Annotated in this window: 21 protein-coding genes; 15 read left to right on the top strand and 6 right to left on the bottom strand. The window is 29.9% G+C overall.

What is annotated here, in order from left to right:
- Positions 1–14: 14 nt before the first annotated feature.
- From Q0958_RS10045 to Q0958_RS10080, 8 genes are all read left to right on the top strand, one after another.
- Complete coding sequence (locus Q0958_RS10045; protein ID WP_299122562.1) at positions 15–569, top strand: sigma-70 family RNA polymerase sigma factor; 555 nt, start codon at positions 15–17, stop codon at positions 567–569.
- A complete protein-coding gene (locus tag Q0958_RS10050) occupies positions 562–1,140 on the top strand; it encodes a hypothetical protein (RefSeq protein WP_299122564.1) in 579 nt (192 codons plus the stop codon). Before Q0958_RS10045 ends, Q0958_RS10050 begins: the two co-directional genes overlap by 8 nt.
- Entirely contained in the window at positions 1,121–2,575 is a 1,455-nt protein-coding gene (locus Q0958_RS10055) for a hypothetical protein (protein WP_299122566.1), read from the top strand. The genes Q0958_RS10050 and Q0958_RS10055 overlap by 20 nt, the downstream gene beginning before the upstream one ends.
- 110 nt (positions 2,576–2,685) lie before the next feature.
- Positions 2,686–4,167 carry a cysteine--tRNA ligase gene (cysS, locus tag Q0958_RS10060; RefSeq protein WP_299122570.1) on the top strand — a complete coding sequence of 494 codons (1,482 nt, stop codon included), beginning with the start codon at positions 2,686–2,688 and terminating at the stop codon, positions 4,165–4,167.
- A gap of 5 nt (positions 4,168–4,172) precedes the next feature.
- The gene (locus tag Q0958_RS10065) at positions 4,173–4,688 is read left to right on the top strand and encodes a GNAT family N-acetyltransferase (protein WP_299122572.1); all 516 of its coding nucleotides are present in this window, start codon (positions 4,173–4,175) and stop codon (positions 4,686–4,688) included.
- Position 4,689: 1 nt separating this feature from the next.
- Positions 4,690–4,953, top strand: a complete 264-nt coding sequence (yidD, locus tag Q0958_RS10070; protein WP_299122574.1) for a membrane protein insertion efficiency factor YidD — start codon at positions 4,690–4,692, stop codon at positions 4,951–4,953.
- Positions 4,954–4,974: 21 nt separating this feature from the next.
- Positions 4,975–5,838, top strand: a complete 864-nt coding sequence (gene lgt, locus Q0958_RS10075; RefSeq protein WP_299122576.1) for a prolipoprotein diacylglyceryl transferase — start codon at positions 4,975–4,977, stop codon at positions 5,836–5,838.
- A 170-nt stretch (positions 5,839–6,008) separates the two neighbouring features.
- A complete protein-coding gene (locus Q0958_RS10080; RefSeq protein ID WP_299122578.1) occupies positions 6,009–7,520 on the top strand; it encodes a hypothetical protein in 1,512 nt (503 codons plus the stop codon).
- A gap of 41 nt (positions 7,521–7,561) precedes the next feature.
- On the opposite strand, the gene Q0958_RS10085 is transcribed toward Q0958_RS10080, so the two are convergent.
- Together Q0958_RS10085 and fumC are read right to left on the bottom strand one after the other, a co-directional pair.
- Positions 7,562–8,035, bottom strand: coding sequence for a nucleoside deaminase (locus tag Q0958_RS10085; RefSeq protein WP_150901430.1), 474 nt, complete (start codon positions 8,033–8,035; stop codon positions 7,562–7,564).
- A gap of 87 nt (positions 8,036–8,122) precedes the next feature.
- On the bottom strand, positions 8,123–9,523 hold the full coding sequence (fumC, locus tag Q0958_RS10090) for a class II fumarate hydratase (protein ID WP_150901429.1): 1,401 nt from the start codon (positions 9,521–9,523) through the stop codon (positions 8,123–8,125).
- Positions 9,524–9,668: 145 nt separating this feature from the next.
- Here fumC and Q0958_RS10095 point away from each other — a divergent pair, with 145 nt between their 5' ends.
- Positions 9,669–9,842 carry a hypothetical protein gene (locus Q0958_RS10095; RefSeq protein WP_167850394.1) on the top strand — a complete coding sequence of 58 codons (174 nt, stop codon included), beginning with the start codon at positions 9,669–9,671 and terminating at the stop codon, positions 9,840–9,842.
- A gap of 52 nt (positions 9,843–9,894) precedes the next feature.
- Here Q0958_RS10095 and Q0958_RS10100 read toward each other — a convergent pair whose 3' ends face one another.
- Positions 9,895–10,287 (bottom strand): hypothetical protein, encoded by a 393-nt coding sequence (locus Q0958_RS10100; protein WP_299122588.1) that lies wholly within the window; start codon positions 10,285–10,287, stop codon positions 9,895–9,897.
- Positions 10,288–10,395: 108 nt separating this feature from the next.
- Entirely contained in the window at positions 10,396–12,846 is a 2,451-nt protein-coding gene (locus Q0958_RS10105; RefSeq protein ID WP_299122590.1) for a TonB-dependent receptor, read from the bottom strand.
- Between the two features lie 151 nt (positions 12,847–12,997).
- Here Q0958_RS10105 and Q0958_RS10110 point away from each other — a divergent pair, with 151 nt between their 5' ends.
- The 6 genes from Q0958_RS10110 (at position 12,998) to Q0958_RS10135 (ending at position 16,279) form a co-directional block, all read left to right on the top strand.
- On the top strand, positions 12,998–13,399 hold the full coding sequence (locus tag Q0958_RS10110; protein WP_299122592.1) for a hypothetical protein: 402 nt from the start codon (positions 12,998–13,000) through the stop codon (positions 13,397–13,399).
- Between the two features lie 9 nt (positions 13,400–13,408).
- Positions 13,409–13,699 (top strand): S1 RNA-binding domain-containing protein, encoded by a 291-nt coding sequence (locus Q0958_RS10115; RefSeq protein WP_299122594.1) that lies wholly within the window; start codon positions 13,409–13,411, stop codon positions 13,697–13,699.
- A gap of 114 nt (positions 13,700–13,813) precedes the next feature.
- Positions 13,814–14,386, top strand: a complete 573-nt coding sequence (locus Q0958_RS10120; protein WP_299122597.1) for a hypothetical protein — start codon at positions 13,814–13,816, stop codon at positions 14,384–14,386.
- Positions 14,387–14,405: 19 nt separating this feature from the next.
- Positions 14,406–14,843 (top strand): hypothetical protein, encoded by a 438-nt coding sequence (locus Q0958_RS10125; RefSeq protein WP_299122600.1) that lies wholly within the window; start codon positions 14,406–14,408, stop codon positions 14,841–14,843.
- Between the two features lie 78 nt (positions 14,844–14,921).
- On the top strand, positions 14,922–15,497 hold the full coding sequence (locus tag Q0958_RS10130; protein WP_299122602.1) for a hypothetical protein: 576 nt from the start codon (positions 14,922–14,924) through the stop codon (positions 15,495–15,497).
- A gap of 167 nt (positions 15,498–15,664) precedes the next feature.
- A complete protein-coding gene (locus tag Q0958_RS10135) occupies positions 15,665–16,279 on the top strand; it encodes a hypothetical protein (RefSeq protein WP_299122604.1) in 615 nt (204 codons plus the stop codon).
- Positions 16,280–16,499: 220 nt separating this feature from the next.
- Here the strand turns inward: Q0958_RS10135 and yidC are convergent, their stop codons facing one another.
- Positions 16,500–18,374, bottom strand: coding sequence for a membrane protein insertase YidC (gene yidC / locus Q0958_RS10140; RefSeq protein WP_299122606.1), 1,875 nt, complete (start codon positions 18,372–18,374; stop codon positions 16,500–16,502).
- A 191-nt stretch (positions 18,375–18,565) separates the two neighbouring features.
- Positions 18,566–20,179: a CTP synthase gene (locus tag Q0958_RS10145; RefSeq protein ID WP_299122608.1), complete on the bottom strand. Its 1,614-nt coding sequence runs from the start codon at positions 20,177–20,179 to the stop codon at positions 18,566–18,568.
- Between the last annotated feature and the right edge of the window lie 79 nt (positions 20,180–20,258).

The following is a 20,258-nucleotide window of genomic DNA, read 5'->3' on the forward strand; positions in this document are numbered from 1 at the left end:
ATAAGAAATCAAAAATGAAACCAACTAAACAGCTACATCAATCGGTAATAGATGCATGTAAAAACAACGATGCAAAAGCACAAATGCAATTGTATGATTTGTATTGCGAAGCTATGCATACAATTGCAAGTCGTTATGTAAAAGATGCTTATGTAGCTGAAGATATAATGCAAGAGGCATTTATAAAAGCGTTTAAAAATATTCAATATTATAAAGAGGAAGTCGCTTTTGGAGCTTGGTTAAAAAAAATTGTAATTAATCAGAGTATAGATTGGTTAAAGAAAAAGAAAGTAGAGTTGATTTCTATTAATGATGAAGTAACTACAATGATAGATGATGATAATGAGGATTGGAATGTGGCAGCTACAATATCATATCAACAAATAGTAAGTTGTATAGAAAAATTAAAAGAAAAGTATAGAGTTGTATTAACCTTGTTCTTGTTAGAAGGTTATGATCATAGAGAGATTTCACAAATATTAGGAATTTCAGAAGTAACCTCTAGAACACACTTGTTAAGAGGTAAGAAAAAAGTACAAGAACAATTAAAAGCAGTACACCATGTCTAAAAAAGATATTAGAGAAATATTAAAAGAAGATGTTGAGAAACGAGCTGAATTGTCAGCAAATCATAGAATGCGTTTTCAACAGAGGTTGATGGAAGAGTTGCATGAGAAACCATCAAAGAAAAAGTCATATCAATGGCTATATGTTGCAGCATCTATAGTTGTACTTTTAGGTTTAGGAATTAAATTTTATCCTATTGGAGGAGTTGAAATAGTTGAATCTACTGTTGTTGAAAAGCCTAATCCTTTAGATAATCAAATTAGTTTAGGAAATGTATCTCCTGAGTTAAAAACCTTAGAAACATATTACGTAAATACGATAAACTACGAATTAAGTCAGTTAGAATTAACTGAAGATAATAAAGAATTATTTGATGGTTATTTATCTAAAATAGGAGAATTAACCAAAGAATATAAGTCGTTAACCGAAGAGCTCAATAAAAAAGGAGTTAACGATGATACTATCAATGCATTGATTGGAAATCTGCAATTGCGTTTACAGCTGTTAAAACGTATGCAAAAACAATTAAAAGAATTTAAAAATCCAACTCAAAATGACATTCAAACGATTTAAAATAAGTGCTTTAGTTTTACTGCTAACTACGGCAGTATCTGCACAGAAATACAATAAGAAATTTAGTGAAAATTTCAATACTAATAAAGATGTATTGGTGAATATTAATGCTTCAAATGCAGAGATAGATGTAACTACATGGAACAAGAATGAAGTTTCAGTAGAAGCTGTTATAGAAGTAGAAGGGCTAGAGAAAAAAGAAGCTGAAAAGTATTTAAAAAATTGGGGATTTGAAGCTCTAGGAAATAAAAGTAAGGTACAAATCAGTGCTAATAAAAATAGGTTTAATTCTATAGGTAATGATAATATTGTATACTTTAATTCATCAGGAAATAACCTTCCTAAGATATATGAATTTTATAATGATAACGATGACGATGATATTATTATAATTCCAGAAATAGATAATATAGAAATTCCAGATGTAGTAATTCCAGAAATTAACTTTGAAGAGATTGCTTTTGGTGTAGAGCTTGAGGAGTTTGATTTTGATAAGTATGCTAAAGATGGAGATAATTATTTTTTTCAATGGAAAGATGAAACAAATGATATTACTATAAAATCAAAAAAAGAATGGGAAAAGTTTAAGAAAAGTAAAAAATACAAAAAGCTTAAAAAGAAATTAAAAGAAGAAAGAAAAAAATTAAATAGAAAAAAGAAAAGAGAACTTCTAGAAGCTAAAAAAGAAGTGCTGGAAAAACAAAAAGAGCTAAAAGAAAAAGTAAAGAAAAGAGAAAGAGAACTAAGATTAATGTTGATTGAATCTAAAAGAAATAAATTTCTTAAAAAAATGGGTAAAAACCCATCAAGTTATAGTTACTCGTATTCAACAGAAGGAAATGATTTTACGGTAAATGGGAAAAAAATAAAAGTAACTAAAAAGATCGTTATCAAAGTGCCAAAGAATGCTACTTTCGATTTAAATACACGTCATTGTAAAGTCAAATTACCAAAAACGAAAGCTTCAGGTAAAGTAAGTTATGGTACTTTCAAGGCAGATGTGTTAAATGGAGGAAAGTTAAATGTATCTTATTCTCCAGTAACTATAAATTCATTAAACGCCTGTACGTTGTTCTTAAATAATGTAACCGATGCTCATGTAGCATCGGTTGCTAATACAACTTTAGATACAAATTCATCTGGAGTAATAGTAGATAATATCTATGATAATGTAGAGTTGATTAACAAATTTGGAGAGTTAACAATCAAGAAAATACATCCTAATCATAACAATTTTAAAGTATATTTAAATTATTCAAGTGCTGGGATAAATGTATTAGATATGCAAGGAGAACTAAAATTTGATGTTAGCGATAATATGAGAACTTTAAAAAATGGAGATTTAAAATTTAATGGAGATTTTATAATAACTTCAAAAAATAAAACTGTAGAAATTAAAGGGAAATACAGTCAATTAACCTTAAAAAAACAATAATCTATAGTAAAAATAATTACTTTAAATTTTTATAAAATTGCTAACAAATTCTTTTTCATTATTCTTCATAAAGTGACTATCTTTAGCATCTGTTAATAGTCACTATTTCTATGAAATTATACGAAGAAAATCAACTAAAAATATATAACTCTTTAACAAAATCTAAAGAGCTTTTTAAACCAGTAACCGAAGGACGTGTAGGAATGTATGTATGTGGTCCAACTGTATACAGCAATGTACATTTAGGAAACGTAAGAACATTTATGTCTTTTGACATGGTGTTTCGTTATCTGTTACATTTAGGTTTTAAAGTTCGCTACGTTCGTAATATTACCGATGCAGGTCATTTAGAAAGTGATGCAGATGTAGGAGAAGATAAAATTGCGAAAAAAGCACGTTTAGAAGAGATTGAACCTATGGAGGTCGTACAACGTTATACGGTAGACTTTCATAAGGTAACTGCACTTTATAACTTTTTACCTCCAAGCATAGAGCCAACAGCAACAGGTCATATCGTAGAGCAAATAGAAATGATTAAAGAAATCATGGATAAAGGATTAGCTTACGAAATAAATGGATCTGTGTATTTTGATGTTTTAAAATATAATGAAACAAGTCATTATGGAATTTTATCAGGGAGAACTGTTGAAGATGCAATTCACAATACAAGGGCATTAGACGGGCAATCGGATAAGAAAAATCCACAAGATTTTGCACTTTGGAAAAAAGCAGATGAACGTCATATTATGAGATGGCCTTCGCCATGGAGCGATGGTTTTCCAGGTTGGCATTTAGAATGTTCTGTGATGAGTTCAAAATATTTGGGAGAACAAATAGATATTCATGGTGGAGGAATGGATTTAAAATTTCCGCATCATGAGTGTGAAATAGCTCAATCACATGCATGTTCAGGTGTACAGCCAGTTAATTATTGGATGCATGCAAATATGCTGTTGTTAAATAGTCAGAAAATGGCTAAATCATCTGGGAATTATATTCTGCCAGAAGCTATTTTAACAGGTGAGAATGATATTCTTCCTAAAGCTTTTAGTGTAGGAGTAGTAAGGTTCTTTATTATGCAAGCGCACTATAGAAGTATTTTAGATTTCTCTGGAGAAGCAATGTTAGCTTCAGAAAAAGGATTTAATAAGTTGATGGAAGCTATTAAAAACTTAAAAGGGATTAATGCAGATAAAGTAACTTCTGAGTTTGATGTAAAAGCATGGAAACAGAAATGTTATGATGCCATGAATGACGATTTTAATACTCCAATTTTAATTGCGCATTTATTTGATGCTGTTAAATTTATAAACTTATTAAAAGATAAAAAAGCAACTATTTCTTCTGATGATTTAGAAGAATTGAAAAATACGTTAAATGCTTTTTGTTTTGATGTTTTAGGATTAGTTTCAGAAACAACTCAGCAGGATACCAAAACATTAGATGGTACTGTTGAATTATTAATTAAGTTACGTAAGGAGGCAAGAGAGAATAAAGATTGGGCATTATCTGATCAGATTCGTGATGAGTTATTGGCTTTAGGTGTTCAATTAAAAGACGGAAGAGAAGGAACAACTTTTACAATTAATTAAGAGTTATGGTTTTTCAAACTGAAAGACTAGTAGTTAAAAAAATTGAAGAGATTCATAGAAATGAGTTTGTAGAACTTTTAACTGCTGAAGAAATAATAAGCGCAATTCCTCAAGAAAAGCCTTCGGAAGAAAATGTTGAAATGAAATTTCAAATAGCACTTTCTTTTGATGGAGATATAGAAGGAAATGAGATTAGTCTTTTGGGAGTTTTTGAGAAAAATAAAAATGAATTAATAGGTTTAGCAGGTTTTCTTACAAATGATGAAGAGGAGAGAGAATTAGGATATCGTTTTAGAAAAGATTTTTGGGGTAAAGGTTATGCCACAGAAATTACTAAAGAAATGATTAATCATTCTTTTTTATCATTAAAGTTTGAAAAAATAACAGCAGATGTTTGGGTGGAAAATATTCCATCTAATAAAGTGTTGAATAAGTTTTTAAAACCAGTTAAGGAATTTCATAATGAAAAAGATAATTGTACCGATAGACGATATGAATTATTAAAAAAGGATTGGCAGTAAGTTGAAAAAGATTTTAACATACCCGTTTATAATGTTGGTTCGATTTTATCAAACTGCAATTTCACCATTTACACCAGCAACATGTAGGTATTCTCCAACATGTTCGAGTTATACAATACAAGCTTTACAAAAGCATGGATTGTTTTATGGTGGTTGGTTGGCATTAAAAAGAATCTTTAGTTGCCATCCATGGGGAGGAAGTGGTTATGATCCTGTTCCAGAAAAAAAGAAGAATAACAGTTGTTGTTGTTCTAATGAGCAATAAAGACAAATTAAAATTATATAAATGAATTTTTTATCAATAGTATGGGATTTAGATCCTGAAATCATAAAAATTGGAAGTTTAGGAATACGCTGGTATAGCTTAATGTTTGTAGCAGCATTTGTTTTAGGACTTCGTTTTATGAAGAAAATTTACATCAATGATAATATTCCAGTAGAAAAATTGGACCCGTTATTTATGTATGTATTCGTTTCTATGTTAATAGGAATGCGTTTAGGAGATGTTTTCTTTTATAGTTGGGGGCATTATCAAAATCATTTGTTAGAAATAATTTTACCATTTAAAGAGGTAGAAGGAACTTCGACATTATTTGGACTCGTAAAAGGATGGGAATTTACTGGATTTACTGGGTTTGCTAGTCATGGAGCAGCAATAGGTATTCCAATTGCTATGTACTTTTATGCTAAGAAACATTTACATAAACCTTGGCTATTTATTTTAGATAGATTAGGGATTATGGTAGCTTTATCAGGTTTCTTTATTAGACTAGGAAATTTCTTTAATTCAGAAATCTATGGAAAGCCAACAGGAAGTAGCTATGGAGTTATTTTTAAAAGAGCAGGTGAAACAGTACCATGTCACCCAACTCAATTATATGAAGCATTTAGTTATTTAGGACTGTTTTTTGCACTTTGGTACTTCTATTGGAAAACAGACAAAAAGAATCAATCAGGTTTCTTATTTGGGTTATTTATGGTTGTGTTATGGTCATTGAGGTTCTTTATAGAGTTTTTAAAGAAACCACAAGTAGAAGGAAGAGAAGATTGGGTATTGAACTCTTTAAATACAGGACAGGTATTAAGTATACCGTTAGTTTTAATCGGGGTGTGGTTAATGTTTAGAAAAACAACCAAAACAGAAGCATAAAATAATATAACAAAAAAGCCAGTTAAAAATGACTGGCTTTTTTGTTATATTATTTTCTAAATCCTAATATTTCTTTTTTCACAACGTAAAATCGGGGTTTCATGACATTTTTTTAAGACGCTGTGTCAAAAATCTATAATTTGTTAGTAATTAACAAAAACTAACCAATTATGAAATTACTATTAAAACAAAATTTAATAGCAGTACTCATTTTGAGCGCTATTATTTTTACTTCATGTAAAAAAGAAGAAAAAGAGTTAAAAAAAGAGAAAGACAAAATAGCTTATAACGAGAAGTCAAATGCGAGTTTGTGTATGAGCGATTGGTTTCCTCACGAACAAACACCTCCACCAGAAGAAGGAAAAGGAAGTCCTTTTGATGTATCTAGTACTACAAATAGAATTTTTCATCAATGGTCTTGGCAAAAATTTTTATGGTTAACAAAACCAACTATTGAGGTAGATTTAATTCCTATAATAATTAGAGGGCAACCAGATCCAATAGTCATTACTAAAAAATTACCTTTATTCTTAAATCCTCAAAGAATGCATCAGGTAACTTCACATTTAGATGATGTTCCATTACAAAATGGAGTTGCAGTGATGTTGAGTGATACTAAACAAGCTGGACCTTCAGGAATATTAAAAACTAATCCAGCGTACAATAAAAAGAATAATAAAGCAGAAACGGTTTACTATTCAATTCATGTAAGTCCAATATTCAAAAAAGCTGCAACTAAGTTTAAAGATTCTATTTTGAACGGAACATTATCGAAAGATAATTTATCGTCTTTTCCAGTGGGTTCATTAGAATTAAAAGTTTCTTGGGTAGCTAAATCGGCCATTCCAGAAGATAAAATAGACGATTATTATACAACAGTAGCTGGAATTAGTGAAAACGGAGTAGATTATGTTAATACAGAAGTAGCGTTATTAGGAATGCATGTTGTAGGAGTTGTAGAAAATCATCCTGAGTTTATTTGGGCAACTTTTGAGCATACAGATATGGCTCCAAATTATGACAGAGGAGAGGATAAAGCAAGTTCTTCAACAGAGAAATTGTTATTTGAAAAAGGAGAAACTTCTGGAATAGCAGGTATAACTTGGGATACATTAACAAAACAACCTGTTTTAAAAAGTAAAGCTTTTGATTTGTTTCAATATGGAGTTCCAAGAGATAGTACGGGAGCGTTTATGAAGAATACGAGTCAAGAAGAGCCTTTAAACTTTGAAAACATCAGAGATATTAATGCTTGTGTAAAAGGGCATTTAGAGAAAGAAAAAGGGCCTTGGAAAAACTATTTTTATAATGGTTCTATATGGATAGATACTGATGGATTTACGCCAGAGCAACAAGCACAAATATTAGTGGGATTAAGAGGAGAAGTATCTAGTGCTTATCCTGGAGCTTTCGCTAGAGGATCATTAAATTGTGCAAATGTTACTATGGAAACATTTACTCAAACTTTTCAAGATAAATTGTCGGAAGTTAATGTAGGGAATTTAGCAAATTGTTTTAGTTGTCATAATGCAGTGAGTTATACTAAAAATAGTTCGCCTATTTATATGAGTCATATTTTTGACGCTTATATAAAACGAGCAGAAGGAAAAACATTTAATGAGGTAGAAGCAATGAAAGCGAAACAAGAAGTAGAGGAGTTTATTAGATTTCAATTAGAATAAAACTAAAAAAAATCCCTTGTACATATTACAAGGGATTTTTTTTAATATTCTATTTTGTCTTGCTTTTCAGTCCATTTTTGGAATGGTTCTAAAGCAATGTCACGTCCAATTTGCTCAAAAGGAATACTTCTTTTTTCGTATGGTAATGGAATTTCTTTGTAAATAAATTCGTCATCAAAACCAATATTAGCAGCATCAACTTGATTACTTCCGTAATATACTTTGTCAGGTCTAGCCCAGTAAATAGCACCTAAACACATTGGGCAAGGCTCACAAGAAGTGTATACTATACATCCATCTAATTGGAAAGAACCTAAGTTTTTACAAGCATCTCTAATAGCCGTAACTTCTGCATGTGCAGTAGGATCATTAGTAGAAGTAACTTTGTTATTTCCACGTCCAACAATTTCACCATCTTTTACAACGATACAACCAAAAGGTCCACCTTCGTTATTTTGCATTCCACGTAAAGCTGCTTTTACAGCTTCACTCATATATTCTTCGTGTTTGTTCATCTTCATTATCTTTTAATATGGTTAATTCTTTTCGCTAAAAAAAGCCGCAAAAATTGCAGCTTTTAAGTTTTGTACAAAAATACAGTTTTATTTTAAACTTCCAGTCATGTCTTCTGGTTTTACCCATTCGTCATATTGCTCGGCAGTTACATATCCTAAATTAATAGCTTCCTCTTTTAAAGTAGTACCATTTGCATGTGCTGTATTTGCTATTTCAGCGGCTTTATAATATCCTATTTTAGTATTTAAAGCAGTAACTAACATTAATGAATTGTTTACTAATTCAGTAATTCTTCCATGATTAGGCTCAATACCAGCAGCACAATTAACATCGAAAGACACACAAGCATCTCCAATTAATTGAGCAGATTGTAATACGTTAGCAGCCATCATTGGTTTAAATACGTTTAACTCGTAGTGCCCTTGAGTACCACCAACAGTTACGGCAACATCGTTACCCATAACTTGTGCACATACCATAGTAATAGCTTCCGCTTGTGTTGGGTTTACTTTTCCAGGCATAATTGAAGAACCAGGCTCATTTGCTGGAATAATAATTTCTCCAATTCCTGATCTAGGTCCTGAAGCCATTAAACGAATATCATTAGCAATTTTATTTAATGAAACAGCTAATTGTTTTAAAGCTCCGTGAGTTTCAACTAAAGCATCATGTGCAGCTAAAGCTTCAAATTTATTTTCTGCAGTAACAAATGGTAATCCCGTAAATTCAGCAATATATTTTGCTACTAATACATCATATCCAGCAGGAGTATTTAACCCAGTTCCCACAGCTGTTCCTCCTAAAGCTAATTGAGATAAGTGCTCTAAAGAATTTCTTAAGGCTTTTAAACCAAAGTTTAATTGTGCAACGTAACCAGAAAATTCTTGTCCTAAAGTTAAAGGAGTAGCATCCATTAAGTGTGTACGACCAATTTTTACAACATCTTTAAAAGCTTCAGATTTTGCTTGTAAAGTATCGCGTAATTGTTCAACTCCTGGAATTGTAGTTTCTACAATTTTCTTATATGCAGCAATGTGCATTCCAGTAGGGAAGGTATCGTTAGACGATTGTGATTTGTTTACATCATCATTTGGTTGAATAGTTTTTTCACCTTCACCAATTACTTTTCCTGCAATTTCGTGTGCTCTATTAGCAATAACTTCGTTACAGTTCATGTTTGATTGAGTACCCGAACCAGTTTGCCAAATAACTAAAGGAAACTGATCATCGTGCTTACCTTCTAAAATTTCATCACAAACTTGCGCAATTAAATCACGTTTTTCTTCTGCTAAAACACCTAATTCAGCATTGGTATAAGCAGCAGCTTTTTTAAGATATGCAAATCCGTATACAACTTCTAAAGGCATAGATCCAGCAGGACCAATTTTAAAATTATTACGAGAACGTTCTGTTTGTGCTCCCCAATATTTATCAGCAGGAACCTCTACTTGTCCCATGGTATCTTTTTCGATTCTATATTTTGTCATTATAAAATGATTTAAAAGGCTTTAAATTAACGAAATCCAAAATTACAAATTCTTATAGTTTTTAGTAATGATTTTTATCAGATTTTATTGGAAGAAAAGAAAAATAGTTTTAATTTTGTCGCGTAACAATTATTAATAGTAACAAATGTTAGATTTTTCAGAATTTTCAGGATTAGTATTATTCATGTTTATTTTTACAACTGGATTTTGGTTGTTAATTTTCTTATTAACATTCGTAGTTCCTTACTGGATTGGTGGAACTATCTGGGAAAATTTAAAATTAAAGAGAGAAGCTAAGAAAGCTGCTGAAGGTAAGTAAGTTTTCTGAATACTATAAACAAAAAGGTTCGCATTTTGCGAGCCTTTTTGTTTTAAAATTGATTTCTTCTATTTCCGTTTCTTTTTCCTCTAGGTCGCTCTTTTCTCTTTTTCTTTAATTGTTCTTTCATTATTTTTCTGAATTCAATTATTTGTTTTTCATTTAAAAACTGACTTAGTTCCTTTTCTTGTTTTAAATTAAGTTCTCTAATTTGAACTCTTTTTTCTTCTTTAGGCATTTCTTGGTTGTGCAAAGCTCTTTTTTGTCGACTGTATTTTACTACAACCTCTTTAACCATTAAAAGTTGAATATTATCTAGTTTTAATTTTTCTTGAACTTTTTCGAGTTGTTGGTCAATTCTTTTTGTTAGGTTTTCTTGTTGTTGTGAAAAAACATTAGCAAGAACTAAGAAAATAAATAGGCCAGTTAAAATGATTTTCTTCATAAATAAATCTTTAGTTTTTTATTAGACCTTTGGAATAGCTATGGGTTTATTTAATGAATGGTAAAGTGTTGTTAAAAAAAAAGAGGAAACTAAATGTTTCCTCTTTTTTTATCCGCCAAATTCTTCACCGCCACCATCAAAATTTCTTTGTGGTCGTTCTCTTTTTTTCTTTTGATTGAATCTATATGTAAAACTCAATGATATTTGACGTTCTCTCCATTGGAAATCTCCTTCAGAAATAGTACTTGGATTTTCTCTACCACCAAAATACGTAGTGCTTTGACGCTTACGAGAATTGAATAAATCACTTACATTTAAAACTAAAGAAGCTTTGTCTTTAAAAATGTCTTTGCTAAAAGATAAGTTGGTAACAAATACACCATCTCTATCGGTTTGCGCACTTGCTCTTGGTCCACGATACATAATACGTGTTTGCCATTGAATTTTAGCTGGCAAAGTTATTCTTGAATTAAAACGTGTAAACCAACTACTTTCATTTACTTCAGGAAGAGGTAATGTTTCGGTTACTGAATTTCCGTTTGTGTCTGTATAGCTATATGTGTAATTAAAGGCCTCTGTCTTGAATTTAAAATAGTTAAAAGAAGCAGAGAATCGAGCCCATTTGGCAGGAGAGTAGTTAGAAGTGAACTCAAAACCGTAACGTTGTTCATCATTTAAATTGAGTGGTTGACGTACAAAAACATTATTGCCATTTCTAACTTCAGTTAAAGATATTGGGCGAATTAAATCTGTTGAATTTTGATAATAGATTGAAGCCCCTAAATTAAACTTGCTAATTTTTGTATTATAACCTAAATCATAAGAACTGGTAAAGGTTGGAGTTAAATCTGGATTTCCTCTAAAAAAATTGGTTGTAGAACTCCTAGTTTCAAAAGGGTTTAAAAACCAATGACGGGGTCTTCTTAGCCTTCTACTATATCCTAATGTAATGTTTTCATTATCGTTAAGCTCATATCCTAAGTTTACTGTTGGGAACCATTCTGTAAAGTTTTTATCAGAAGTTTTGTTTGTGGTTAATAAGTCTAAATCAATATCAGTAATTTCAGTTCTTAAACCTAATAAGTATGAAAACTTGTTTATTTTGCTACCGAACTGTGTGTAAAAAGCATAGATATTTTGTCTGAAGTTAATAGCATTAGATGGATCAAAATTATTAGTAGGGTCTAAAATATTTACTTTAAAATTGGAATTTAAATTTTGTAAAGTTGTTTTATGTCCAAACTCAAACTGACTGTTTTCTCCCATAGGTAAAACATAATCAATTTGTAAAAGTTTGTCTTTTGAAGTAGTTATTTGAGAATTATCTTCAACTAAAACTCCATTTGATGTAATGGGTGATAGCTCAGTTTCATCGCTTTCACCATATTGTAAATCGATTGTTAACTTTTGTCCTTTGCCATCAAAATTGTTAGTATAATTTATAGAATATTGTTTGTCTGTTCCTTTTTCATCTTCGTCTTCAATACGTAAGATTTTTCCAGGATTTTTAAACATTATCTGTTCAATATTGTTTGTAGCTACATCATCACCTTTTGAGTCTCTATAGAAGAAAGAACCGGTAATAGAGCTATTTTTAGTAAGAAAATATTCTAAACCTAATGAGGCATTGAAGTTTTTATTCTTCCTATCAAAAGTTCTGTCTTCAATTTGTATACTATCTATGATATTATCGTCACCTAAATAAGAAAATTTAGAATAAGAATTTCCTGGGCCTTTACGATAAGAATATCCAATGTTAGAGAATAAATTAATTTTTTTGGTACGATAGTTTAAGTTAGGAGCAAGACTAAATTGATCAGGGTTACCAACCGTAAGATTTACAGAACCATTAAACCCTGTAATTTTTCCTTTCCTAAGAATAATATTTAAAATCCCCGCAGTACCTTCAGCATCATAACGAGCAGATGGAGCCGTAATTACTTCTACTTTTTCAATGGCATCAGCAGGTAAATTTCTTAAAGCATCGGTTCCAGTTAAGCCAACTAAAGCAGATGGTTTTCCATCAATAAGAATACGAACATTTTCATTTCCTCTTAAACTAACAGCTCCTTCAGCATCTACATTTACAGAAGGAACATTATCTAAAACATCAGAGGCATTTCCTCCTTTAACAGTCATGTCTTTACCTACGTTATAAATCTTCTTATCTAAACGAATTTCTACAGTAGACTTTTCTGCTATTATTTCTACTTCTTCCAAAGTTTCAGTGTCTTCAGATAAAGTGATAGTCCCTAGATTGGTGTTTTGAGATAGTGTTTGGTTTGGAAGTGTTTTAGTTTTAAATCCAATGAATTCAATTTTTATAGCATATTCACCTTTTGGAACTTGAATATCAAAATTTCCTTTAAGGTCTGTAATCCCTCCAGTTACTCGTTTACTTTTTACATGGGTAAGTACAACAGTAGCGTATTCTAGCGCTTGTTTTGATTGCGTTTCTATAATGGTTCCGGATAAAGAAACTTTTGGTCTTTTCTTTTTGGGAGCTTGGGCAAATAAACTTATTGAAAATAATAAGAATAAGTAAGTGAAATATTTCATGTTTGTATTTAATTAAGACCTATTAGACTGCGAAGTTCTTTAATGGTTTAAATGGATTTAGTTAAAGGAATGTTAAATAAAAAGTAAAGGGATTTCATACTAATATTTTGAAACGGACTTTTCTATTTTTGGAAATTATTAATCAGTTTTTATGGAGTCTACAGAATTAGACAGAATATCGGGAAAACTTTTTGTGATACTTATCTTGGGATTTATTGGGTATCATTCTGTAACAAAGAGTAATGACCTAATAGATAATGGTGTTGTAACTGAAGGAGAAATTATTGGAGGACACTATATTGGAGGTAAGTTTTATATAAAGTATGTTTTTTTTGTTGAAGAAAAGAAAATTATTGGAGAAAAGAGAGTTACACCTTTTAAATGCGATGATGGAAGTAAATGTTGTATAGGTAAAAAGGTAAAAGTATTTTATTCAACTAAAAACCCTGAAAACTCAGATATAAACTTGGGTAAGTATAATAAATATAAAGTAGGTAAAAGATTATATGAGTTTTTTCATGAATCACCTGCTACTATCGATTCTCAAGAATAAAACTTTAGAATGACAAATAAGAGAACAATTGAAAGTTGGGAAAAATTAAAATTAGAAATTCAAATAGGTGATATTCTTTATGGAGAAGTTTTTAAAGTTGAGCCTTATGGAGTGTATGTTGATATAAATAAAAATTTTTATGGAATAGTTTTAGCTCCTTATATAGGAAAAAGAAACATTAGTCTAGATGAATATCCTAAATTAGGTGAGAAATTAAAGGTACTAGTCATACATTTTTCTGAATTTAATGGAGAGTTCACTTATGTAAGTCTCAGTATGAAAAAAGATGATATTCATTAGTTACTATATGAGTGAATAGGGAAGAAAACCGTATGCTTATTTTGTTATTATTATATCTACTTATACTTTAGTTGTTGAAGTAGTTAGTCTATTATCTATAATGTAATTATGAATATGAAAACTGTTATACAATCATTTATTATTATAATACTTTTTATTTCTTGTAATTTTTTTGAAAGAAAGGAAGAAAAGAAATTAACTGTAGAATCAAAAATAAGCGATAAAGAAAAAGATACAAAGAAAGATTTTATAGAGGTACTTACAGAGTCTATAAAGAATGATTTAGTGTTAGAAAAGAAAGGTTCTTTTCTAGATAAAGAAATTATAAATTTTACAAAACGTTATAGCTTATCTTTTATTAATAGTGAGTTATCAAGAGAGTTACAATTTTCGTCTGTAAAAGGAAAAACAAAAGTTTTTGTAAAAGAATGGATTTTTCTTGACAAGGAAGAGATAAATAAAATAGCAGAGAAAATAGAACTTGGAGTTTATTCCGAGATTGAAATTATAGACGGAATAAAGTACACTTATAAGTTTGATGAAATTAAAATGCCACACGGTTATTATGTTTATAAAAATAGACTATACATTTTTTATACTAATGCCGTTTCAGATGGAAGCTATGTTGATATGATAAAAGAAATTGTAAAAAGTAAAGAGTTTAAGAAGAAGCTTTTCATTTCTTAACAAGCAAAAGTTAAATAATATGTATTGCTATAAAATTTCTAAAAGTAGTTGGGGTATAATTGTCCTATTGGAAATAAAAACTTATTCTGAAATCGATTATAATAGTTTTAAAATAAATGATAATTTATATTTAAAATTGGATAATTGTAGATTAACGAAACCGTATTATATTTTTTTGATTAATGGTTTAAAATGGATTGAAAGTAGTATCAATATGCAAGAAAAGTTAATGATATCAATTGAATCTATTGAGTTTTCTCCTTGTGACTACCAGGATGAAGGGCTGTTTTTTGCTATTGCATCTTGGGCTAGTGATTATTTTAAATTAGAAAAATTAAGTTATGATTATGTATATGATAAAAATATTAACAGATATATATTTAATTTTTCAGAAAAAGATTTTCTTGGAAAAAGACTTCTCAAAGAATCTCTTCAGAGAGTTGATATTAGATTTTAAATAGAGTTTCTGATAAATGAAATACTTAACCTGATGGTAGGATTAGAATGCATAATTTTACACAATACCAATAATAGAATGAGCAACAAAATAATATTTATTGTATTACTTACAATTTTTTTTAGTTCTTGTAAAAGAGAATCTAATGACGATTCTCAAAGTTTAGATATCAATAAAGAAAAAGAGATTGAGAAAAATTTAATAATAGAAATAAAAAAAGAAACAGATTTTTTTAAAATTTTAGCACAATATCTTGAAACAGATTTTGATTTAGTAGAAATAAGATTGGATAAATATGATAAAACTATCAATGACTTTTTAAAGAAAGAAACCAATGTAACTAGAGAAGCACGTTTTAAAAATATAAAGAATAATGATTTACTATATATAAAAGAGTTAATATTTCATGACCCAGCTTTTATTTTAGAAATCAAAAACAAATTAAAGAAGGGAATCTATAGAGAGTATGTTGAAATAGAAGGAACTAATCATGAAGTTGTAGGTTACTATATTAAAGGGCCAAATACTTTTTATCAAGCAGAAGACTTAAAATTATATATTTTTTATGTTAAATCTGAATACAATAGAAATTTTATTAATAAAGTTGAAAAAGTTTTAGAAAACAAAGATTTTTTGAAAGAAGTAAAAAAATAATAGAAGTTTTAATTAGGTAAGAGGTATAATGTTAATAATGAAGGAACTACTTTAAAAAGTGTTTCAAGAACAGCTGTTTATAGGCTTAATGGTAGAGTTTAGTTAAACATGCTGGTTGGTATGGGGATTTCAGGCCCGAGCCAAATTTTAATTAAAAAATAATACTAATGAAGAAATTAATAGTTTTTATTATCCTTCTTAATGTTGTTGTTGTTTGTAAAAATAAAGCTGTAATAAAACAGAGAACAACACAAAAGGATACTATAAGGTTAAAAAAAACAGAGAGCTCTACAACTATAAAAGATGGAGTAGTGGATGATTTATATTCTAAAAAGTTAGATTTTACTCTAGCGTGTGATAGTTTTGTTTATCTAAATGATTATTATAGAATACCAGATTATGGGTGTATTTATGATTCAGATTTGAACCCCAAAAACATTTTAGGAATGGCAGACGTATTACTTTTATTGAAACATAAAGATAAAAGTTTTTACAAAAACTACTCAGAAGATGAGTTATATCATTTGGAGGATTCTATTAGTAAAATGAAAATAGAAGAAAAGAAAGTTAACTTTATTCCTATAGTATTTGTTGTAGAAAAAGAAGAATTGAAAAAGAATGTTAATTCTGAAATAAAATATTCCCCAACTTTTCCTTATACTAAAAAATGTTTTGTATTTAAAAATAAAAGATGGTTTTTAGTAGATTCGTTATTGGTCAATAGTAAAAAACAAGTTAATATTTGGATAAATAAAAAGATTAATCTTTATAAGAATAACTAATATAGTAAAATTAAAAAATACTTAAACTATCTTAATTTTAATTAATTAAGGTAGTTTTTTCTTTCAGTGGTGTTCGCTGATGATATCAAATAGATTTGATTACGGAGTTTAGTATAAAAATTGATTGACTATATTATAACTTCACTTGCCAGTTTGTTAAATAAATAAACCCCGTTTAAATTCAATTTAAACGGGGTTTTTATAAAACTTAATAGTTTGTTTATTTCTTACCTTTAGCACGTTGTTGAGCTGCTTGTTGCTCTTGTGCTTGCTTCATAGCATCATCTAAACGTTGTCTAAATTTACTTTTAGCTTTCTCAGGTCTCTTTTTGTTTTCTTCAATCTGAGCGTGAATCTTCTTTTCGTCAATTACATAGTTTTTAATTACTAACATAATTGCAATGGTTAACAAGTTAGAGATAAAGTAATATAAACTTAATCCACTTGCATAGTTGTTAAAGAAGAATAACATCATAATAGGAGAGAAGTAAATCATATACTTCATCATCTTACTCATATCAGGCATACCTTCTTGTGGTGGAGCTTGCATATTTGCTTGTTGACTTTGGTTCATTCTCATGTAAAAGAAAATAGCAACAGAAGCTAATATTGGGAATAAACTTACGTGATCTCCATAAAAAGGAATACTAAATGGTAATTGGAAAACAATATCATAAGAAGATAAATCATTAGCCCATAAGAAACTTTTTTGTCTGAAATCTATATTCGTAGGGAAAAATCTAAATAAAGCAAAGAACACAGGCATTTGAAGTAAAGCAGGAATACAACCAGACATCATACTTACTCCAGCTTTTCGTTGAATCGCCATAATTTCTTGTTGACGCTTCATTGCATTTTCTTTTCCTGGATATTTTTTATTGATTTCCTCCATCTCTGGACGAATCACTTTCATCTTAGCACTTGATAAATATGATTTATAAAGTACAGGAGACATGATAATACGAACTACAATTGTCATTAAAATGATAATTAATCCGAAGTTACCAATAAACCCTTTTAGCATATTAAATACAGGATAGAATATAGTACGGTTTAAGAAACCAAAAATTCCCCAACCTAAATCTGTAATTTCATCTAAGCCAGTACCTTTATAAGTACTTAATAAGTTATAGTCAGTAGGTCCGTAAAACCACTGCATGTCATAGTTTAATTCTCCGTTAGTTAAAGCTAAAGGAGTTTTTAAACTATATGTTTTTGTAAATACACTATCTTTTTCCTCTCCAGCAAAATCAACAGATTTTACACTAGCACTGTTAAAAGGAGTTTTTGAAGATAATATAGAAGAGAAGAAGTGTTGTTTGTAGGCTACCCAATCAACATCACTTACAGTTTCATCATCGTTCATTTGTAAGTATTCAACTTCATCATCAGCTTTGTAATAATAGTATGAATACATATTTTCGGTTTTTAAACTTTTTTCATGTCTAAAACCTTTTAAGTTCCAATCTAAATTAATTGCTTGAGAACTATTAATTACATTACTTAATCCTTGAGAACGTACAGCAAAACCAACACGGTAATCACCTTCTTTCATTTCATAACGGTATTCTAAAAATTGAGTTTCAGAAACCTTTAATTTCATAGAAAGAACTTGAGTGTCTCCGTTTTTAGTTAAAGAAGGAGTAAATAATAAGTCTTTTGTGTTTAAAATACGATTGTCAGTAGTACCAAAATTAATATTGAATGAAGCGTTCTTGTCTTTAACTAAGTATAAAGGAAGAGAATCGTATGTTTTGAAGTTTTTAATTAAAGCTTCTGTAATTTGTCCACCTTTGTTATCAATCGTTAATTTAACAAGCTTATTTTCTATAGAAGTGACACCTTCTTTAGTGGTAGAAGCTCCATAGGCAAAAGCCCCTAATTTATTTTTTAAAGCAATTTGTCTTAACGAATCGTTTAAGATTGCAGTATCCGCTACATTATTTTGAGCTGAAGACACTTGCGTAGTTTGTTCGGTTTGAGCAGTTGTTTCAGGAGTAACTTCAGGCTTTCGGCTATTCATCCACCAAAGCATGATTCCTCCTAATAAAAGCATTCCTATAAAGGAATTAAAATCAAATTTTTTTTGTTCCATTGATTATGTGTTATAATGTCAACTTGTCATTTTTTGTTTTTCTGATAATTGAAAAACCCGACAAATGTAGTAAAACCCTACAGATTTTATGATGTTTTACTGTGATTAATTTTGATATACGTTATAGTTCAAACAGTGTTCCAATTTATTTCAAAAAAAATCCTGCAATTAAAAATTACAGGATTTAAAATTTATTTTTTCGATTGTTGTAAAGAAGCTTTAATAAAGCTAACGAATAAAGGATGTGGGTTTAAAACCGTACTCTTATATTCAGGGTGGTATTGTACACCAACAAACCAAGGATGTGTAGGAATTTCTACAATCTCTACCAATCCAGTTTTTGGATTTATACCCGTAGCTTTCATACCAGCAGCTTCTAATTGCTCTTTATAATCATTATTATATTCATACCTGTGACGGTGACGCTCGCTTATTAATTCAGATTTATAAGCTTCAAATACTTTAGAATCCTTTGTGATTTCACAATCCCAAGCACCTAAACGCATTGTACCACCTTTTTCAGTAACGTCTTTTTGCTCTTCCATTAAATTAATAACAGGATGCGCTACTTTTTCGTTCATTTCTGTTGAATTAGCATCTTGCAAACCTAAAATGTTACGAGAATATTCAATAACTGCCATTTGCATACCTAAACAAATACCTAAAAAAGGAATATTGTTTTCACGTACATACTGCACGGCTGCAATTTTACCTTCAATACCTCTATCACCAAAACCAGGAGCCACTAAAACACCGTTTAAACCTTCAAGTTTACTAGCAGCATTTTCAGGAGTTAATTCTTCAGAGTGAATCCAACGAACTTTAATCTTAGCTTTGTTAGCAGCACCAGCATGAATAAAGGCTTCTGTTATTGATTTATAAGAATCGTGTAGTTCAACATACTTACCAACCAAACCAATCTCAAGAGTTGCAGTTGGGTTTTTATGACGTTCTAAAAACTGATTCCAAGCCTTTAATTTCGGTTGCTTGCGAGTAGATAAATTTAACTTATCTAAAACAACATAGTCTAAACCTTCTTTAAACATTAAGTTTGGAACATCGTAAATAGTTTCTGCATCTAAAGATTGAATTACGTCTTGCTTTTTAACATTACAGAATAAAGCGAGTTTACGTTTGATGTTGTCGTTAATTTCATGTTCAGAACGACAAACTAATATGTTAGGGCTAACACCACTTTGCATTAACATTTTTACAGAGTGTTGTGTAGGTTTTGTTTTTAACTCACCAGCAGCTGCCAAATAAGGAACTAAAGTTAAGTGAATAACAATAGCATTGTCTTCACCTAATTCCCATTGTAATTGACGTACAGCCTCTACATAAGGAAGAGATTCAATATCACCTACCGTACCACCAATTTCAGTAATAACAATGTCATAGTCTCCAGTATTCCCTAAAATTTGAATTCTGTGTTTAATTTCATCAGTAATATGAGGAATAACTTGAACTGTTTTTCCTAAAAACTCTCCTTTACGTTCTTTGTTTATTACCGATTGGTAAATTCTTCCAGTAGTCACATTATTAGCTTGTGATGTAGGAATATTTAAAAAACGCTCATAATGACCTAAATCTAAGTCGGTTTCAGCTCCGTCATCAGTAACATAACATTCTCCATGTTCGTATGGATTTAATGTTCCTGGGTCAATATTTATATATGGATCTAGTTTTTGTATGGTTACAGAATAACCTCTTTGCTGTAATAGTTTAGCTAAAGAAGCAGCTATAATTCCTTTTCCTAGTGATGAAGTTACGCCTCCTGTTACAAAAACGTATTTAGTGTTGTTCATGGTATTGTTAGGTTTGGGCAAAAGTAAGAAGTCTAGCAATTCGAACAAATAAAAAACATAAAAAACATCTATAAAAATT

This window comes from uncultured Tenacibaculum sp. (assembly GCF_947499065.1).
Taxonomy (GTDB): Bacteria; Bacteroidota; Bacteroidia; order Flavobacteriales; family Flavobacteriaceae; genus Polaribacter.

What these genes read in the sequence shown, in the direction of transcription:
- Q0958_RS10045 (WP_299122562.1), top strand. Translation starts at nt 15, where the DNA reads ATGAAACCAACTAAACAGCTACATCAATCGGTAATAGATGCATGTAAA.
- Q0958_RS10050 (WP_299122564.1), top strand. Translation starts at nt 562, where the DNA reads ATGTCTAAAAAAGATATTAGAGAAATATTAAAAGAAGATGTTGAGAAA.
- Q0958_RS10055 (WP_299122566.1), top strand. Translation starts at nt 1,121, where the DNA reads ATGACATTCAAACGATTTAAAATAAGTGCTTTAGTTTTACTGCTAACT.
- cysS (WP_299122570.1), top strand. Translation starts at nt 2,686, where the DNA reads ATGAAATTATACGAAGAAAATCAACTAAAAATATATAACTCTTTAACA.
- Q0958_RS10065 (WP_299122572.1), top strand. Translation starts at nt 4,173, where the DNA reads ATGGTTTTTCAAACTGAAAGACTAGTAGTTAAAAAAATTGAAGAGATT.
- lgt (WP_299122576.1), top strand. Translation starts at nt 4,975, where the DNA reads ATGAATTTTTTATCAATAGTATGGGATTTAGATCCTGAAATCATAAAA.
- Q0958_RS10080 (WP_299122578.1), top strand. Translation starts at nt 6,009, where the DNA reads ATGAAATTACTATTAAAACAAAATTTAATAGCAGTACTCATTTTGAGC.
- Q0958_RS10085 (WP_150901430.1), bottom strand. Translation starts at nt 8,035, where the DNA reads ATGAACAAACACGAAGAATATATGAGTGAAGCTGTAAAAGCAGCTTTA.
- fumC (WP_150901429.1), bottom strand. Translation starts at nt 9,523, where the DNA reads ATGACAAAATATAGAATCGAAAAAGATACCATGGGACAAGTAGAGGTT.
- Q0958_RS10095 (WP_167850394.1), top strand. Translation starts at nt 9,669, where the DNA reads ATGTTAGATTTTTCAGAATTTTCAGGATTAGTATTATTCATGTTTATT.
- Q0958_RS10100 (WP_299122588.1), bottom strand. Translation starts at nt 10,287, where the DNA reads ATGAAGAAAATCATTTTAACTGGCCTATTTATTTTCTTAGTTCTTGCT.
- Q0958_RS10105 (WP_299122590.1), bottom strand. Translation starts at nt 12,846, where the DNA reads ATGAAATATTTCACTTACTTATTCTTATTATTTTCAATAAGTTTATTT.
- Q0958_RS10110 (WP_299122592.1), top strand. Translation starts at nt 12,998, where the DNA reads ATGGAGTCTACAGAATTAGACAGAATATCGGGAAAACTTTTTGTGATA.
- Q0958_RS10115 (WP_299122594.1), top strand. Translation starts at nt 13,409, where the DNA reads ATGACAAATAAGAGAACAATTGAAAGTTGGGAAAAATTAAAATTAGAA.
- Q0958_RS10120 (WP_299122597.1), top strand. Translation starts at nt 13,814, where the DNA reads ATGAAAACTGTTATACAATCATTTATTATTATAATACTTTTTATTTCT.
- Q0958_RS10125 (WP_299122600.1), top strand. Translation starts at nt 14,406, where the DNA reads ATGTATTGCTATAAAATTTCTAAAAGTAGTTGGGGTATAATTGTCCTA.
- Q0958_RS10130 (WP_299122602.1), top strand. Translation starts at nt 14,922, where the DNA reads ATGAGCAACAAAATAATATTTATTGTATTACTTACAATTTTTTTTAGT.
- Q0958_RS10135 (WP_299122604.1), top strand. Translation starts at nt 15,665, where the DNA reads ATGAAGAAATTAATAGTTTTTATTATCCTTCTTAATGTTGTTGTTGTT.
- yidC (WP_299122606.1), bottom strand. Translation starts at nt 18,374, where the DNA reads ATGGAACAAAAAAAATTTGATTTTAATTCCTTTATAGGAATGCTTTTA.
- Q0958_RS10145 (WP_299122608.1), bottom strand. Translation starts at nt 20,179, where the DNA reads ATGAACAACACTAAATACGTTTTTGTAACAGGAGGCGTAACTTCATCA.